Source organism: Photobacterium ganghwense, from assembly GCF_003025595.1.
GTDB lineage: Bacteria > Pseudomonadota > Gammaproteobacteria > Enterobacterales > Vibrionaceae > Photobacterium > Photobacterium ganghwense.
Genome location: NZ_PYMI01000001.1, coordinates 561,113 through 579,102, shown reverse-complemented (window position 1 = coordinate 579,102; position 17,990 = coordinate 561,113). Strand labels below are relative to the sequence as shown.

Genomic DNA, 17,990 nt, shown 5'->3' with positions numbered 1-17,990 from the left:
GTTTGCTGTAATTCACTGGCGGTATAAACCGCTTTGTTTGAAAAACAACCGGTTTCGTGATGAGAATTGTTAACTTATTTGGTCCACGCGCAGTAAGCGAGTAGAATGTCGGGAATTGACTTCAAAAAAATATGGTTTCCATGATTCAACCCAAAGACCAATCCACTTGGGAAACGTTTAAGCAACTGTGGCCCTCTATCAGTCTGTACAAAACCGGACTGGCCGTTGCCGTTGTCGCCCTGATCCTCAATGCAGCCAGCGACGCGCTGATGCTTTCCATGATTAAGCCGCTGATGGACGAAAGTTTCGGTGGGCTGGGCAGCCTTGAATCTAATTTCCTGGCCATGATGCCGATTTACTTGTTGGGCCTGATGATTTTGCGCGGCGTCAGCGGTTTTGTATCGACGTACTGCCTGGCATGGGTTTCCGGCAATGTCGTCATGGCTATGCGCCGTCAGATGTTTAACCACTTCATGAAAATGCCGGTCAGCTTTTTTGACAAAGAATCGGCCGGTAAGCTGCTGTCGCGAATTACCTATGACTCAGAGCAGGTCGCTTCAGCCACCAGTGGTGCGCTAGTCAGTCTGGTACGTGAAGGCGCGACCATTATCGCGCTGATGGCTATCATGTTTTACAACAGCTGGCAGTTGTCATCGATCCTGCTCATTATTGCGCCGGTCGTTGCGTTCAGTATTCGCGTCGTTTCCAAGCGTTTCCGTCGTATTTCGAAGAATATGCAGGATGCGATGGGGTCTGTTACCTCGTCTGCCGAGCAGATGCTCAAGGGCCACAAAGTGGTGCTGAGTTACGGTGGTCAGCAGGTAGAGCAGGAGCGCTTTGAAAAAGTCAGCAACCGCATGCGCCAGCAGACCATGAAACTGGTGTCGGCACAGGCGATTGCTAACCCGGTGATTCAGGTGATTGCTTCTCTGGCACTGGTCGTGGTTCTGATTCTTGCTAATACCGAGAGTCTGCGTGAGTCGCTGACACCAGGTACCTTCGCCCTGATTTTCGGTTCGATGTTTGGTCTGATGCGCCCACTTAAAGCCCTGACGAACGTCACCTCACAGTTCCAGCGTGGTATGGCAGCGTGTCAGACACTGTTTGGCCTGATGGAGCTGGAAGCGGAAAAAGACACAGGGACTTTTGAAACGAAGCGTGTCAAAGGCGACATCCAGGTGAAAAATGTCACCTTTACTTATCCGACCAAAGATACCCCGGCACTGCGTAATATCAGCTTTGACCTGCCAGCCGGTAAAACACTGGCGCTGGTCGGTCGTTCGGGTTCAGGGAAAAGTACCATTGCCAACCTGCTGACCCGCTTCTACGACATTGACTCCGGTGAGATCACTCTGGATGGCCGCAATATTTGTGATTACAAGCTGGCTAACCTGCGTGAGCAGGTGGCGGTTGTGTCGCAGAATGTGCACCTGTTCAACGACACCATTGCCAACAACATTGCGTACGCCAGCGGTGAGCAATACAGCCGCGCTGATATTGAAAAAGCGGCAGAGCTGGCCCATGCGATGGACTTTATCAACAACATGGAACATGGCCTGGATACCGTGATTGGCGAAAACGGGGTCAGCCTGTCTGGTGGTCAGCGTCAGCGAATCGCGATTGCCCGTGCCTTGCTGCGCGATGCACCGGTTCTGATTCTGGATGAAGCCACATCGGCTCTGGATACCGAATCAGAGCGCGCGATCCAGTCTGCCTTGGATGAGCTGCAGAAAGACCGTACCGTGGTGGTGATTGCCCACCGTCTGTCGACCATTGAAAATGCCGATCAGATCCTGGTGGTTGATGAAGGTGATATTATCGAGCGTGGCGTTCACCAGGAGCTGCTGGCGCAGGACGGTGCTTACGCTCAGTTGCATCGTATCCAGTTTGGTGACTGATGGCCTCGTTGATTGAAAAAATCTGGTTCGAGTCACATCCGGCCGGTTGCCTGTTAAAACCGCTGTTGTGGCCGCTTAGCAAGCTGTTCGGACGAATTAGCCAGTCCCGCCGTCAGGCGTATCAGTCTGGCAAGAAGGCTGTGTACCGTGCATCGGTTCCGGTGGTTGTGGTGGGTAATATCACCGCCGGCGGAAACGGTAAGACACCGGTAGTCGTCTGGCTGGTAGAACAACTGAAAGCCGCCGGGCTAAACCCCGGCGTGGTGTCCCGGGGTTATGGGGCGAAAGCACCGTATTACCCGTATCGGGTAACGCCTGACAGTACAACGGCCGAAGCCGGGGATGAACCGGTGCTTATCTATCGTCGTACCGGTGTTCCGGTTGCGGTTTCGCCGAAACGGGCCGAAGCCGTGACATTACTGGAGCCGGAAGTAGACGTCATCATTACGGATGATGGCCTGCAACATTACGCCCTGGCGCGTGATATTGAGATTGTGGTGATTGATGGCCAGCGGCGATTTGGCAATGAACAGCTGATCCCGCTGGGGCCGTTGCGCGAAAGTTGTGACCGGCTCAGAGAAGTGGATTTTCTGATCTGCAATGGCGGAAAGCCGCAGCCTGGCGAAATTCCGATGCAACTGGCACCGGCATCACTGGTGAATCTGGTGAGTGGTGAACGGTGCGAGGTAACCAGCCTGCAAGGCGATCTGGTCGCAATGGCCGGTATTGGTCATCCGCCGCGCTTTTTTAATACGTTACAGGAATTGGGCGTGTTCCCGGTTCACTGTCAGCCGTTTGCCGACCATCAGGCATTCAGTGAACAAGAATTACAACAGCTCGCCCAACAAGGGCAGCATTTAGTGATGACAGAGAAAGATGCGGTGAAATGCCACTCTTTCGCTCAGTCTGATTGGTGGTACTTGCCTGTGGATGCGGTACTTCCTGAAGAACAGGCTGAGGGTTTAATTAACCGGATTATGAAGGTAAAGGAAGAATATGGATCATCGTCTGCTTGAAATCGTTGCTTGCCCGGTATGCAAAGGGAAGCTGAATTACGATAAAGACAAAAATGAGCTGATCTGTAAGTTTGATCGCTTGGCTTATTCGATTAAAGACGGTATTCCGGTACTTCTTGAACCGGAAGCTCGTACGCTGAGTTCTGACGAGGTGAAATAATGGCCTTTACGGTAATTATTCCTGCCCGCTACCAGTCCTCGCGCCTGCCGGGCAAACCGCTGGCAGATATTGCTGGTAAGCCTATGATTCAATGGGTTTATGAGCAGGCCAGTAAAGCCGGTGCGGATCAGGTGATTGTCGCGACAGACGACGATCGCATTGCAGAGGCGGTGCGCGGGTTTGGCGGCGAGGTCTGTATGACTCGTCCGGACCATGAATCGGGCACCGAGCGTCTGGCAGAAGTGGTTGAGCAATATGGCCTGGCGGATGATCACATTGTGGTGAACGTACAGGGTGATGAGCCACTGATCCCGGAAACCATTATTCGTCAGGTCGCGGTCAACCTGGAGCAGAGCAAGGCTCCAATGGCAACGCTGGCGGTGGAAATTGATCATGCGGACGAGGTTTTTAACCCGAATGCGGTGAAAGTCGTGACGGACAAAGACGGTTATGCGCTGTATTTCAGCCGGGCCTCTATTCCATGGGATCGTGACAATTTCGCTAAGCGCCCGCAGGAAATCCACCATAACCTGATGCGTCATATCGGGATTTATGCATACCGTGCCGGTTTTATCAAAACCTACATCGAATGGGAGCCGAGCGCGCTGGAAAAAATTGAGGCGCTGGAGCAGCTTCGTGTGCTTTGGTACGGCGAAAAGATCCATGTCGATGTGGCCATTGATGTGCCGCCGGCGGGTGTTGACACGCCGGAAGACCTGGACAAAGTCCGCGCTCTGGTTGGTGGCTGAACCGACCTGAAACACAAGGGCTGAAGGTTATCCTTCAGCCCTTTTTGTTGGTGCTGACCCGACGGGGTGGGGTTCGTGTCTGCGCTGTTTTATGTCTTGCATTAATGATCAAGTCTTCGCTGCGACTTGGCGGCAGAAGCTAGCGCGATGCAAGCTACGGGTAGGGACTTACAGGAACTCAACTTTGTCGATTTCCACTTCTGGTGTCAGCCCGCCTTCCACTTCGCCGTAAAGGCGCAGGCGGGTCTCTGGCGTGATGGCTTTGTTGAAACGGATGTCATCATCCAGTTCTACTTTTACCTCATCCACACCGTCGCTGAGCATGTAGGTATCAGCGCTGATCTGTTTCACCAGAAATCCCTCGAGTACCACAGCATGGTCTTTCAGCATGCCGCTGTTGTGCATCACGTCTTTGATAGGTGTAACGTCGACAGGCCCGGTGTAGGTCATTTTAGTCGGGGTAGCCAATGCGATTGCTGGTCCCAGTGTCAGTGTGGTCGCGATGGCCAGTACCGCACTTTTAGTCATTGCACGCTTAGTCATTACGCTGGACATCATTTTTTTCAAAAAACGTTTTTTTAAGAACCGTTTTTTTAAGAACTGTTGGTTTAAGAACCATTTACTAAGCAGTCGTTTGTTTTGGATCAGGCGAATCAGGGCAATGCGTGGTTTCATCATAATCAGGCCTCCGTTTCAGATTTTGCACCCAGCTCCCCCCCTTTTCATCTGTTTTGGGATGGAATTGGCTGGGTTTTCTGTTTTCTGTTTTCTGTTTTCTGTTTGTTGGAGCTATTAAAGCCCAATTGGACTGAACCCAGCGTGAGGCGCCTGTTCATCATTCATTCATAGGGATTTCACTGCACAGCCCGCAATCCGCAGCCTATAGCCTATCACGCAATGTTCAAAAGCCAGTTGTGAAGACTTAACGCTCAGAAATGAGGGAAAGATAATGAAGAGGTTACACAGAAAAAAGCGAATCGCATGCACGCAGAATCAATGGCTGCAATGGATAAGGCAGCAATGGTTAAGAAAAACAGGCGGAAGGCAGGCAGAGGCATCCTGACCTTAATGTAAACCAAGAAAAAGGCCACCAGGTTTCCCTGATGGCCTTACGAAATCTGAATGTGTTGACGAGGTCGGAAGCTTACGCTTTTGCAGTTTGTACGTCGACTTCGTTGTCAGACTCGAAAATCTGGTTATCCGCTTGACCCATCAGGCGAGCCGTAATGGTACCGGCTGTAATCGAACCGCTGACGTTCACTGCGGTACGGCCCATGTCAATCAGAGGCTCGATAGAAATCAGCAGGCCTGCCAGCGCGATAGGCATGTCCAGTGCCGACAGTACGATTAGCGCGGCGAACGTTGCACCACCACCCACACCGGCGATACCGAATGAACTGATAGTGACAATGGCAATCAGCGTTAGCATGAAACCCGGATCCAGAGGATTGATACCAATCGTTGGCGCAATCATCACTGCCAGCATCGCCGGGTACAGACCCGCACAACCGTTCTGGCCCATAGTGGCGCCGAATGAGGCAGAGAAGTTAGAAATCGTTTCACCGTTACCCAGTTTTTTCACCTGCGTTTCGATGTTCATTGGAATCGCACCTGCACTGGAGCGAGAAGTGAACGCAAAAGTCAGTACTGGCAGAATTTTCTTCAGGAAGCGAATCGGGTTTACTCCGACGAAGGCCACCAGTACCAGGTGCATCACCAGAATCAGTCCCAAACCTACGTAAGACGCTACCATAAAGTTCAGCAGGCTTAGAATGTCGTTTACGTTAGAACCGGCCACCACTTTGGTCATCAGAGCCAGAATACCGTAAGGCGTCAGGCTCAGCACCATACGTACCAGAGTTCGTACGACTTCTTGTGCAACCTGCATGAATTTCTCGAACGAGGCACCCAGCTCAGGTTGAGTGCGGATCACGGTCAGACCGGCCACACCAATGAAAGCAGAGAAAATAACAACCGCGATCGTTGACGTCGGACGGCTGCCTGCCAGATCCGCAAACGGGTTGGCCGGGAAGAACGAGATAATCATGTCTGCAAATGACAGACCGGCAACAGATGTCAGGCGAGTTTCCAGTGCTTCACCACGGGCGATTTCACGCGCGCCTTGCACAATGCCTTCTGCCGACAGGCCGAACATGTTGCTGACCAGAATACCGATCAATGCTGAAACCGCAGTAGTTGCCAGCAGGATACCGATAGTCAGACCGGAGATTTTACCCAGCGAGCTGGAGTCTTTCACTTTGATGATCGCACCGATGATTGACACAGTGATCAACGGCATGATGATCATTTTCAGCAGGCTGACATAACCCGAACCGACAATATTCACGTATTCCAGCGTACCGCTGATGACGTCACTGCCGCCGCCGTAAACAAACTGCATCGCAGCACCGAAGACAACACCCAGTCCCAGACTGGTAAATACACGTTTTGACAAGGTGTTTTCTGCCCTTTGCTGCATAAACAGCAAGGCGATCAGCAGGGCAAAGATCGCCAGGTTAATGATTACAAACATATGTGGAATCCTAAACGGTCTGACCTGCCTCAGCGAGCAGGTAAAAGAATAGTAAGCTGGAAGCGATCTTATGATTTGTATCGCAAAACAGGAATTAATTTTTATTACTATCCATATAAAAAAATAGAACTAGTTAAAACTATTTTGAATAAGGGTGAAAAAGTCACCAGTGCTGGCGTGAGTTGGCGAAAAAGCAACATAAACAGCAGAGAAAAGACCGGATAGATAGTAAGGATTGTCGTCATTAAAAAAGCCGCCGGTAACCGGCGGCTGGAACTTTGTTGGCCTGAAGCAGTCACTTGAATGCTGGTGGAGTTGGGAAAGGTAAGTTAACAGGCCCAGTATGCCGCGGCTATCCTGCATTCACAGCGTCGTTATGGCTCTCTTCAGCCGTCTCGTTTTGCTGATTCAGGAGGCTGCGCAGCGTTTGCCACCAGCGACCCAGTTGTTCATGCCAGTAACGCTCGGTCTGTTCGAGATATAAGGCCTGTGGTTTATAACGTTCCCACGGCTGTTCAATCTTGTTGCTGGCAAGGAAATTGGTCGGTGCGGGTATTGGCGTGAGACCTTCCGAATGGAACTCGTTCAATGCCCGTGACATGTGGCTGGCGGAGGTGACCAGCACCAGTTTGTGATCGCCGACCACAGTGGCGGCTTGTGAGGCCTCTTCTTTGGTATCCCGTGCTGTTTCAAGCAGCAGGATATCGTGTTTGTTGACTCCCAGTGCAAGGGCGACCTGAGCCATCATCCTTGCCTGGCTCACTTCGGTCCCCCCACTGAAACCTGACAGAATCAGTTTAGAGCCGGGAAACATGCGATGAATACGAATACCTTCAGACAACCGCATCAGAGCCGTACGGGAGAGTTGCGAAGTGATTGGCATGGCATTGTCGATAATATGTCCGCTGCCCAGTACCATCACAAATTCGACCGGTTTGCCGGAAGGCACATAAGGAGGGTACGCTTTTTCCACCGGACGGAGTAAGCTAGTCGACACCGGCTGGAAGGAGAAGAGGAAGATCCCAAGGAAAGCAATACTGACCAGCCCTGTTCCCAGTCCTTTACGGCGGGAAAACCAGAGCAGCAGCAGTCCGGCGAGCCCGATCAGCAGCATGGCTGGTAAGGGCATTAAAAATGCCGACACGATTTTTTTGAGTTCAAACATGGAATGTAGTCCGAAAAATCAGCAGTTGAGCTTGAAAAAGCACCACAAGCCTTTATTCCTCTATCGCTTGTGAGAAAATAAGCCACATTTTTGAAACCGCTATCATAACGTAAAGCCGACGTGATCAAAGATCGAAATTTTGACGATTTAGCCCAAAAATTTGCAAAAAATATTTACGGCACCGGTAAAGGCCAGATTCGGCAAACCGTTGTTTGGGAAGATTTAGAGCAAATTCTGGGCCTGTTAAACAAACAACAGCCCCTGCAGGTACTCGATGCCGGCGGTGGGATTGGTCAGCTCTCGCAGAAAATTGCAGCACTCGGACATCACGTTACGTTATGTGATCTTTCTGGTGAAATGCTCAAATTAGCCGAGCAGGAAATTGCCAAGCAAGGTCTGCTTGAGCAATATCGCCTGGTTCATAGCTCGGTACAGGAGATAGGTCAGCACCTGGATGAACCGGTGGACCTGATTCTGTTCCATGCCGTGATGGAGTGGCTGTCTGATCCGAAGTCGGCCCTGGAAGGCCTGATGAAACAGGTGAAACCGGGCGGCATCATTTCCGTCATGTTTTACAACTACAATGGTCTGTTGTTCAAGAACCTGATTTGCGGCAACCTGACGCACATTGAAGAGGGCATGCCACACCGCAAGCGGTTTAAATTACAGCCGCAGCAAGGGATTAAGCCGGAAGATGTTTACCACTGGCTCAATGCTGCCGGTTTTGAGATTTTAGGCAAAACGGGTGTACGCACTTTCCATGACTACATGCAAACAGTCCGGGTCGGCGATTACACCTTTGAACAGGTTCTGGAGATGGAGCGTAAGCTGTGTCGCCAGGAACCATATTTGTCTCTAGGGCGTTACATCCATGTGTATGCACAAAAACCTGACGTGCAAAACGACGCGCACAGCCCTGAGATGAAAGAAAATAACAGCAATAAGGACAACGGATGAGTGAAGTCACCCAGACCGTTCCTGAGTTGGTTAACTGGGTTAAGCAGAATGAATTCGAGCTTAACCTGCCAACTGAACGGCTGGCGTTCCTGTTGGCGATTGCTGTCTTAAGCGGTGATCGTATTGACGAAGAATTAGGGGAAGGTGAACTGATTGATGCATTTCGCATTGTCAGCGAACTGTTTCAGCAAACGCCGGAAACTGTCGCCTTTCGCGCCAACAACGCCATAAATGAGTTGGTTCGCCAACGCCTTATTTCCCGCTTTACCAGTGAATTGACTGACGGTGCCAGTATTTACCGTTTAAGTCCGCTGGCATTGGGGATTACCGATTACTACGCCCGTCACCGCGAATACTCGACCCTGAAGTTGTCGATTCAGCTGGCGATGGTTGCCGATGAAATTAATAAAGCAGCCAGTGCCGCCCAGCAGGGCGGTGATGAGAAACACTGGCGCAAGAACGTACACGCAGTGCTCAAGTACTCGGTGGCGGAGATTTTTGACCGCATCGATCTTAACCAGCGGGCGATGGATGAGCAGCAACAGCAGGTGAAGCAGGACATTGCGGAACTGCTGAATCAGGACTGGCGTGCGGCCATTACCAGCTGTGAAACCCTGCTGAACGAAACATCCAGCACCCTGCGTGAACTGCAGGATACCCTGCAGGCCGCCGGTGACCAGTTGCAGACGCAACTGCTGATTATCCAGGAAGAAATTCAGGGCAACCCTGAGCTGGATTTTGTCAGTGCGATGGTATTCAACCTTCAGTCTAAACTGGACCGCATTATTAACTGGGGTCAGCAGGCGATTGACCTGTGGATTGGCTATGACCGCCACGTTCACAAATTTATCCGTACTGCGATCGATATGGATAAGAACCGGGCATTCAGCCAGCGTCTGCGACAGTCGGTACAGGATTACTTCGACGCACCTTGGATGCTGACTTACGCCGATGCCGAGCGTCTGCTCGATATGCGTGACGAAGCACTGGTACTGCGTGATGACGAAGTGACCGGGATTGTGCCGGAAGAAGTGGAATTTGAAGAGCTGGATCTGGTGCATGACCAGCTGGCAGAACAAATTGCCCTGATGTTGCAGGCCCATAAAGAAACCGGTGCAGCAATTAACTTGAGTGTACTCCTGAAAGATTATTTGGCTCAGCACCCACAGGCGAAGCACTTCGACATGGCGCGTCTGGTCGTCGACCAGGCCGTTCGGATGGGATATTCCGAAGCGGATTTCAACGCCATTCAGCCAGATTGGGAAGCGATCAATAATTACGGAGCCAAGGTACAAGCGAATGTCATTGACAAATATTGAAGAATACATGCCTGAGAAGCTGGCCAAGGCGATTGCCAACCCGCTTTTCCCGGCACTGGATAATGCCCTTCGTTCTGGTCGTCATATCTCCAGCGAAGATTTGGACAACCACGCGATGCTGATCGAGTTCGAACTGGAACTCGCGCTGTTTTATAAGCGTTATAACGCTGAACTGGTGCGTGCACCGGAAGGCTTCTTTTATTTACGCCCGCGTTCTACGTCATTGATCAGCCGCTCTGTACTGGCCGAGCTGGATATGCTGGTGGGTAAGGTCTTGTGTTTCCTGTACCTGAGCCCGGAGCGTCTGGCGCACGAAGGTATTTTTACCAATCAGGAACTGTTTGAAGAACTGATGGCGCTGGCGGATGAGAAAAAGCTGATGAAGCTGGTGACTCACCGTGCCAGTGGTTCTGACGTTGACCGCGAAAAGCTGTACGACAAAGTGAAGACATCGCTGCGCCGTTTGCGCCGCCTGGGCATGATTATTCCTATTGGCGAAAGCGGCAAGTTCCGCATCAGCGAAGCCGTGTTCCGCTTCGGGGCGGACGTACGTGCCGGAGATGATATCCGCGAAGCGCAGATGCGTCTGATCCGTGATGGTGAAGCCGTTGTCGTGCATCAACAGGCGCCTAGCCAATCCAGCCTGCTGGACGATGAAGAATTAGAACAAGAACTCGAACACGCCGGTCAGGAGGGTGAAGCCTAATGGAACGCGGTAAGTATCAATCGTTAACCATGGTGAACTGGAACGGCTTCTTTGCCCGTACCTTTGACATCGATAACTTGGTCACCACGCTGTCGGGCGGTAACGGTGCCGGTAAATCAACCACCATGGCGGCCTTCATTACCACCCTGATCCCGGATCAGAGCCTGCTGCACTTCCGAAATACCACGGAAGCGGGCAGCTCCAGCGCCTCTCGCGATAAAGGTCTGCACGGTAAGCTGAAACCGGGTGCCTGTTACGCCGCACTGGATGTCGTGAACTCGAACAACCAGCGCCTCCTGTTTGTGGTCAAACTGCAGCAGGTCGCAGGGCGTGATAAGAAAGTCGACATCAAGCCATTTATCATTCAGGGGCTGCCTTCACACGTGAAACCCACGGAAGTGCTGGTTGAAACCCTGTCTGACAACCAGGCGCGCGTTCGTCAGCTCAGTGAAGTTAAAGACATTGTGACGGCCGATTTTGAAGGCGTGATTTTCAAGTCCTTTAACTCTGTGACCGACTATCATGCACAAATGTTTGAATTTGGCGTACTGCCGAAGAAACTGCGTAACAGCACTGACCGTTCTAAGTTCTACCGCCTGATTGAAGCATCCCTGTACGGGGGGATTTCCAGCGCCATTACCCGCTCGCTGCGTGACTACCTGTTACCTCACAACAGCGGGGTGAAAAAAGCCTTCCAGGACATGGAAGCGGCCCTGCGTGAAAACCGCATGACGCTGGAAGCAATCAAGCTGACTCAGAGCGACCGTGATCTGTTCAAACACCTGATCACGGAAGCGACCAACTACGTGGCCGCCGACTACATGCGTCATGCCAACGATCGCCGCAACAAGCTGGAGCAAGTGCTCAGCCTACGCGGTGAATTGATGGGGTCACGCATGACGCTCGACGATCAGCAAAAGTCGCTGATGAACATGACCGCTGAGCTGGATGAACTGACCGAGCGCGAAGGCGCGCTGGAGCAGGATCATCAGGCCGCGTCGGATCACCTGCAACTGGTGCAGACGGCTGTCCGCCAGCAGGAGAAAATCGAGCGCTACCGTGAAGATCTGGAAGAGCTGACTGAGCGTCTCGAAGAGCAGGTGATGGTCGTTGAAGAAGCGGCCGAGCAGCTGGCAATGGCGGAAGAGCAGGCACTGCTGACTGAAGAAGAAGTCGACAGTCTGAAAACTCAGCTGGCCGATTACCAGCAAGCGCTCGACATGCAGCAGACCCGTGCCCTGCAATACCAGCAAGCGGTACAGGCGCTGGAAAAAGCCCGTGAACTGTCAGGAGACTACCAGCTGCTGGCGGATAAAGCTGTGCCGTATCTGGCGCAGCTGAAGCAGGAGCAGGATACCCAGACCACAGCACTGCTGGCACTCAAGCACAAACTGGACATGTCGTCTGCGGCTGCCCAGCAGTTTGAAAAAGGGCTGGCGATTGTGACCACGATCGCTGGCGCTGTTGAACGTGCCGATGCGGGCAGCAAAGCCCGTGAGCTGATTGCCCATGCCCGCCAGCTGGCTGGCATTACGGAGCGCAGTGAGCAGCTGAAAGCCCAGTACCGCGACATGGAACGCGCCATGCGTAACCAGCGTCAGGCACTGGAGCTGGCTGAAACCTATGCCAAACGCTTTGCCGTCACTATCGACGGTGAGCTGGCAATGGCGGAAGAGCAGGCACGCCACGAAGCAACGCTGGAAGCTCTTGAGCAGGATCAGGAAACGCTGGTAGAGCAGCGCAATGAACTGCGACGCCAGGAGCAGCAACTGGCCGTGGACATTAAGGCCCTGGAAGCCACAGCCCCGGCCTGGATTGTAGCCAACGATGCATTGCTCAAGCTGTCTGATCAGTCTGAGTCTGCACTGCAGGATGGTCAGGCGGTGATGGCAGCAATGCAGCACACGCTGGATCAGGAACGTGCGGTATCGGCCAAGCGTGATGCCCTGGCGACGCGTAAGCAGCAGCTGGAGCAGGAAATTGAGCGTCTGGCACAGCCGGGCGGCAGCGATGATTCTCGCCTGCGCGCACTGGCGGATACGCTGGGTGGCTGCCTGTTGTCTGAAATTTATGACGATATCACTCTGGCTGATGCTCCGTACTTCAGCGCCATGTACGGTCCGGCTCGTCACGCAATTGTGGTACCGGATCTGAAAGGCATCAAAGAGAAGCTGGTCGGTCTGGATGACTGTCCGGACGATCTATACATCATCGAAGGGGATGCGGACTCGTTTGATGACAGCGGGTTCGATGTGGACGAGCTGGAAGATGCGGTTTGCGTGCATCTTAATGATCGTCAGCTGCGCTACTCGCGTTTCCCTAAAGTGCCGCTGTTTGGTCGTGCGGCCCGTGAACAGCGCCTGGAAGGGTTGCGCGAAGAGCGCGATCAGCTGATTGAAGATCACGCCAAAGCGTCGTTCGATTCACAGAAACTGCAGCGTCTGTACCAGAGCTTCAACAGCTTTGTGGCTACGCACATGGCCGTTGCTTTCCACGACGATCCGGAAGCGGCACTGAAAATCGCACGCGACAAACGCAACCAAATCAGCCGTGAACTGGCTGATTCAGAGGCACGTGAACAACAGCAGCGCAGCCAGCTGAATGGGGCCCGTGAAGGTCTGACCCTGCTGGGTAAAATCAGCCCGCTGGTAAACCTGCTGGAAGACGAAACACTTCAGGCCCGTTTTGAGGATGTCGAGCAACAACTGGCGCAGCTGGATGAAGCCCGTCACTATCTGGATCGCCACGGCAAAGCCATTGCTGAGCTGGAACAACTGGTGACAGCGCTGGACGCTGACCCGGAACAGTTTGATGCCCTGAATGCGCAATATGAACAGGCTGATGCCAAGCTACAAGCCCTGAAAACCAAGATTTTCGCCGTGGCCGATCTGGTTGAGCGTCGTCACCACTTTAGTTACGCCGACTCGGTTGATCTGCTCAACAAGAGTTCTGAACTGAATGAACAGCTGAAAGCGAAACTGGCGGCGGCTGAACGTGAGCGTACCCGTTGCCGCGAAAGCCTGAAACAGGCTCGCGCCCAGGCCAACCAGTACAACCAGCTGATGGCATCGCTGAAGAGTTCTCATCAGGCCAAACTGGAGACCATCCAGGAGTTTGAGCGTGAGCTGCAGGAGCTGGGGGTTCGTGCTGATATCGAAGCCGAAGAGCGCGCCCGTCTGCGCCGTGATGAGCTGAGTGAACGTCTGCACGCTTCTCGTAGTCGTCGTAGCCAGCTGGAAAAAGCCATCACCTCCATTGAGCTGGAGATGAAATCGCTAGTGAAGCGCCTGCGTAAAGTGGGTAAAGACTATCAGGATCTGCGTAAGCTGGTCGTGATGGCGAAAGCCGGCTGGTGTGCGGTGCTGCGTCTGGCGCGTGAAAGCGACGTCGAACGCCGTCTGCACCGTCGTGAAATGGCGTACATGTCAGCCGACGACCTGCGTTCGCTGTCCGATAAATCGCTGGGTGCACTGCGCCAGGCGGTGGCCGATAATGAGAACCTGCGCGATGCGCTGCGCGCCTCGGAAGATGCGTCTCGTCCAGAACGCAAAGTCTTGTTCTATATCGCGGTTTACCAGCATCTGCGTGAGCGTATCCGCCATGACATCATTCGCACCGATGATCCGGTTGAAGCGATTGAAGAAATGGAAGTGGAGCTGGCACGCCTGAGTGAAGAACTGACTGCGCGCGAACAGCGTCTGGCAATTAGCTCGGACTCTGTGGCGAACATCATCCGCAAGACCATTCAACGTGAGCAGAACCGTATCCGCATGCTGAACCAGGGACTGCAGAACATCAGCTTTGGTCAGGTGAACGGTGTGCGTCTGAACGTGAAGGTTCGCGAAACCCACGAGCAGCTGCTGACCGGACTGGCAGAGCAGCAGGATCAGCATCAGGATCTGTTTGGTAATAACCGTCTGTCGTTCTCAGAAGCGATGGCGAAACTGTTCCAGCGTCTGAACCCGCATATCGATACCGGGCAGCGTTCCGCGCAGGTACTGGGTGAAGAGCTACTCGACTACCGTAACTACCTGGAGCTGAGCATTGAGGTTAACCGTGGCAGCGACGGCTGGCTGCAGGCCGAATCCGGCGCGCTGTCAACCGGTGAGGCGATCGGTACCGGTCAGGCCATTCTGCTGATGGTGGTACAGAGCTGGGAGGAAGAATCCCGTCGTCTGCGCGGCAAAGATATTATTCCGTGCCGTCTGCTGTTCCTCGATGAGGCTGCCCGTTTGGATGCCAAGTCAATCGCCACACTGTTTGAGCTGTGTGAGCGTCTGGATATGCAGTTGCTGATTGCGGCGCCGGAAAATATTAGTCCGGAGAAGGGGACCACTTACAAGCTGGTACGTAAGATCTTCAAAGACCGTGAACACGTACATGTCGTGGGTCTGCGTGGTTTTGGCCAGGAGCCGAAAACCTCTAATATTCAGGAGCTTCTGGAGCTGGATCCGGCGTAACGCCGAGCCTCTGATTTTCCCTTCGATACTAAGCCGGTCAGATGACCGGCTTTTTTCGTCTTGTAAGTAAGAACTTTTTCTCATTACTTAATTATCCCGCGGATAAATTTTTTGCCCTTTCATTAACTCCTAAAATTTTAACTGTCAGATTCGGCCATTTTCCTTTCTGAATGACGGTTGCGTGTTGTGACGGGATTACGTAATTGCATCCGGACAGGACCCAAAACAACATAACCAAACTTTCGGCGGCCAGCAGATTGGTTTGGTAAAGGCCAGTGATTACATTGTCGTAGGGGTGAAGAGATGAAAAAAATAATACTACCATTGCTCGCCATGTTGATCGTGGCCGGGTGCAGTGATTCTGATGGGGCTGCGAACTCTGCAGGGGCAACAACACCGGCAGCAGATGACAGCACCAGCAAAACCGAAGTGCCAATTGATGTGGATGTGTCGAAACCACCGAAAGAAGTACCGGATGGGGCAGATGATCTGCAGGCTTGTGTGGCGATTGATGCCGTACGGCTTATGGACCTCGCCGGTACCATCATTGAGTGGACCACCAAGAGTATGGCGGATCCATATGCGATAAATTCCAAACAGTGTATCCCGGCGGACTCCGAGATTCCGGTCGATAACGACGGCTATCCGAAGTTCATCGTTATCGACTTGTATGACATCACCGGTGTTGATCTGGTGAAACTGATTTCCGAGCAGTTGGTTCCGGTGGGTCAATATACGTCGATGGCGCTGTCAGTGCTGCAGGGCAGTTACGGTGATTTCCTCAATACACCTTATTCGTATGTCGGTAATCCGGTCGATAAGATGAAAATGGATATTGTTGAAGATCTCAAGTTTGACGGCCTGAATATCAATATCGATGTACCGAAAACGTTCACCATGTCGTTTGATTTGCGCAGCATGATTCAGATGATTGAGAATGCGTACAAGCTGAAAAATGAAGGTTTCCGCATTGTTGATAATGCGTTGGCCGCGACCATTCACGGCGACGTAGACGATACCTCCTGTGCGAACTCCGTGCTTGGGGCGTATGTGTATCTCTATCCGGCAGGTATGGATCAGCATGGTGATTTAGGTTCAGACTATGCACCGGTACAAACTGCAAAAGTGAATGATGATAACAGCTACAGCATGAAGTACGTACCGGAAGGGGACTACGACATCGTATTGGTGTGTGACGCCCTGCTGGATGCTCCAAACCAGATTGACCTTGATATCGACCTGGATGGTTCCTCTAAATATGAAGACCAGCACATTGTTGCCGGTGATGACCACTACCGTAACCTGTAACACTTGCTGTTTCATAACGGTATAAGCGGCCAAGTCAGCACAGATGACAAAGTCTGTAGCCATGTCGTTAGCCAGTGAAAACAGTGTGTGGTGCGGAGTGAAATAATGAAGCGATACCGTGAAAACGGCCAGGGGTGACCCGGCCGTTTTTTTGTGCACTCTTTTTGCGCCCGTCTGTTTGCACCTGTCTTTTGCATGTCATTTTATGTTCTGTTCTTTGGTGGATTCTTTTTCTGATCATCCTACTGCCAGTAACCAGTAACCAGTAACCAGTAACCAGTAACCAGTAACCAGTCACGTATAGCGGTCGTGATAGGTGCTTATGGTTGCGTTTATGGTTGTGCTTTGGTTTTGCTCAACAAAGCTCGGCAGCATAATCGGCTGTATATTCAGGGGATGTTCAACATATATGTGTAGGTTATACGGTGAATAGTCTGATCCATCTCTCATTTCTTATTTTTTATTCCCTTTTCTTTTAAGGGTTAACCGTCTGACGCTATTAATAAACTTCCCAATATGTCGGTTTTTTTGGCGATCGTGTCTACTTTTTATTGGTTGTTTTTTAGTCAGCACTTCATTAAATTCTCTTTCCAGACTTCACTGCTACAGGAAAGAGACCCGGATATGTCAGCTGTTACTAACCTCAAAAAAGTTGTAATTACTGCAATGCTTGGCCTTGCTGCGATGGGCGCGACATTTGCAAATGCGTCTGTGACCACGTCACCTGAGCATCACCTTCTTGCAACACTGGATTATGTTGAACTGGAAGCTGAGCAGGGCGATAAAAATATGCAGCTCTTTTTGGGGCGCGCGTATCTGGAAGGGACAAACGGTCTTCAGGCCGATCCACTGAAAGGCATGTACTGGCTGGAAAAAGCCGCTGTTGATATGCCGGAAGTGAAAACGATGATCGGCGATTTGTTTAAAGCTGGTCAGCTTGTTCCTCGTGATAATCACCAGGCTGTGTACTGGTACACCGCCGCAGCCAAAGCGGGCGATGTACCTGCGATGGTAGAGCTGGGCATTTACTATGCGTCAGGTGTAAATGGATCGGTTGAATGTGGCGAAGCCATCAAATGGTTCAATGAAGCGGCGAATGGCGGCTCACTGGAATCAAAACGTAATCTGGTTTGGTTGTATGCAACATGCGACGACGAGCGTATGCGTGATGGTCAGCGTGCTCTGAAACTGGCGAAGCAGGTACTGAACCGTGCGGATACCGGCGATGCAGCTGACTACGATAACCTGGCGGCGGCTTACGCGGCATGTGGCGAATTCCAGCGTGCTATTGAAGCGCAGAAAATGGCGCTGGGTAAACTGGAAGATGACGAGCAAGACGAAAAGCGTTACGCCAACTTCCAGCAGCGTCTGAAGCTGTACGAAAATAACCAGACTATTTACAGTACTGCGTTATAACACCTTGTGATAACCCGTTGATATACAGTGTTTGATTTAGAAGCACACTGACAGAGTCAGTACCCAAGCCTGAATAATAACGAGTCTAATAAAACGAGCTGAAAAAGCTCATCCCCTGAGGCGCCTGAAAAGGCGCCTTTTTTATTGTCTATGTTCCGGGCTGACGGTAATCGCCTGACCGACTTTGGACGCTTATTCCACAATTGCTTTTTGTTCGTCGTTTAGCGAGAACGGTTTGCCTTTCTCTTTGCAAAAATTGTAAAGACTCCATCGCGAAAAGGTCGCGGTCATTAAGATATCTTT

The 17,990-nt window shown here is 51.9% G+C and carries 13 protein-coding genes; 10 read left to right on the top strand and 3 right to left on the bottom strand.

Going from position 1 to position 17,990, the window contains the following annotated elements; translation table 11 throughout:
- Positions 1-140: 140 nt before the first annotated feature.
- From msbA to kdsB, 4 genes are read left to right on the top strand one after another with little or no spacing between them, the layout of a single operon-like run.
- Positions 141-1,898 (top strand): lipid A ABC transporter ATP-binding protein/permease MsbA, encoded by a 1,758-nt coding sequence (gene msbA, locus C9I92_RS02535; protein ID WP_047884224.1) that lies wholly within the window; start codon positions 141-143, stop codon positions 1,896-1,898.
- Positions 1,898-2,914 (top strand): tetraacyldisaccharide 4'-kinase, encoded by a 1,017-nt coding sequence (gene lpxK, locus C9I92_RS02530; protein WP_047884119.1) that lies wholly within the window; start codon positions 1,898-1,900, stop codon positions 2,912-2,914. Before msbA ends, lpxK begins: the two co-directional genes overlap by 1 nt.
- Positions 2,895-3,074 (top strand): Trm112 family protein, encoded by a 180-nt coding sequence (locus tag C9I92_RS02525; protein ID WP_047884120.1) that lies wholly within the window; start codon positions 2,895-2,897, stop codon positions 3,072-3,074. Before lpxK ends, C9I92_RS02525 begins: the two co-directional genes overlap by 20 nt.
- On the top strand, positions 3,074-3,823 hold the full coding sequence (kdsB, locus tag C9I92_RS02520; protein WP_047884121.1) for a 3-deoxy-manno-octulosonate cytidylyltransferase: 750 nt from the start codon (positions 3,074-3,076) through the stop codon (positions 3,821-3,823). The genes C9I92_RS02525 and kdsB overlap by 1 nt, the downstream gene beginning before the upstream one ends.
- 168 nt (positions 3,824-3,991) lie before the next feature.
- Here the strand turns inward: kdsB and C9I92_RS02515 are convergent, their stop codons facing one another.
- The 3 genes from C9I92_RS02515 to elyC form a co-directional block, all read right to left on the bottom strand.
- Positions 3,992-4,366 (bottom strand): YgiW/YdeI family stress tolerance OB fold protein, encoded by a 375-nt coding sequence (locus C9I92_RS02515; RefSeq protein WP_169776009.1) that lies wholly within the window; start codon positions 4,364-4,366, stop codon positions 3,992-3,994.
- Between the two features lie 601 nt (positions 4,367-4,967).
- Positions 4,968-6,356: an L-cystine transporter gene (locus C9I92_RS02510; protein WP_047884122.1), complete on the bottom strand. Its 1,389-nt coding sequence runs from the start codon at positions 6,354-6,356 to the stop codon at positions 4,968-4,970.
- Positions 6,357-6,708: 352 nt separating this feature from the next.
- Entirely contained in the window at positions 6,709-7,521 is an 813-nt protein-coding gene (gene elyC, locus C9I92_RS02500) for an envelope biogenesis factor ElyC (RefSeq protein WP_047884124.1), read from the bottom strand.
- Positions 7,522-7,641: 120 nt separating this feature from the next.
- On the opposite strand from elyC, the gene cmoM reads away from it, so the two are divergent.
- The 6 genes from cmoM to C9I92_RS02465 all read left to right on the top strand — a co-directional run bounded on the left by cmoM (position 7,642) and on the right by C9I92_RS02465 (position 17,687).
- Complete coding sequence (gene cmoM, locus C9I92_RS02495; protein ID WP_047884125.1) at positions 7,642-8,478, top strand: tRNA uridine 5-oxyacetic acid(34) methyltransferase CmoM; 837 nt, start codon at positions 7,642-7,644, stop codon at positions 8,476-8,478.
- Positions 8,475-9,797 carry a chromosome partition protein MukF gene (gene mukF / locus C9I92_RS02490; protein WP_047884126.1) on the top strand — a complete coding sequence of 441 codons (1,323 nt, stop codon included), beginning with the start codon at positions 8,475-8,477 and terminating at the stop codon, positions 9,795-9,797. Before cmoM ends, mukF begins: the two co-directional genes overlap by 4 nt.
- Positions 9,778-10,503 (top strand): chromosome partition protein MukE, encoded by a 726-nt coding sequence (mukE, locus tag C9I92_RS02485; protein WP_047884127.1) that lies wholly within the window; start codon positions 9,778-9,780, stop codon positions 10,501-10,503. Before mukF ends, mukE begins: the two co-directional genes overlap by 20 nt.
- On the top strand, positions 10,503-14,963 hold the full coding sequence (mukB, locus tag C9I92_RS02480) for a chromosome partition protein MukB (protein WP_047884128.1): 4,461 nt from the start codon (positions 10,503-10,505) through the stop codon (positions 14,961-14,963). The genes mukE and mukB overlap by 1 nt, the downstream gene beginning before the upstream one ends.
- A gap of 303 nt (positions 14,964-15,266) precedes the next feature.
- Positions 15,267-16,271, top strand: coding sequence for a DUF4382 domain-containing protein (locus tag C9I92_RS02475; protein WP_047884129.1), 1,005 nt, complete (start codon positions 15,267-15,269; stop codon positions 16,269-16,271).
- Between the two features lie 624 nt (positions 16,272-16,895).
- Positions 16,896-17,687, top strand: coding sequence for a tetratricopeptide repeat protein (locus tag C9I92_RS02465; protein ID WP_047884130.1), 792 nt, complete (start codon positions 16,896-16,898; stop codon positions 17,685-17,687).
- The last annotated feature ends 303 nt before the right edge of the window (positions 17,688-17,990 follow it).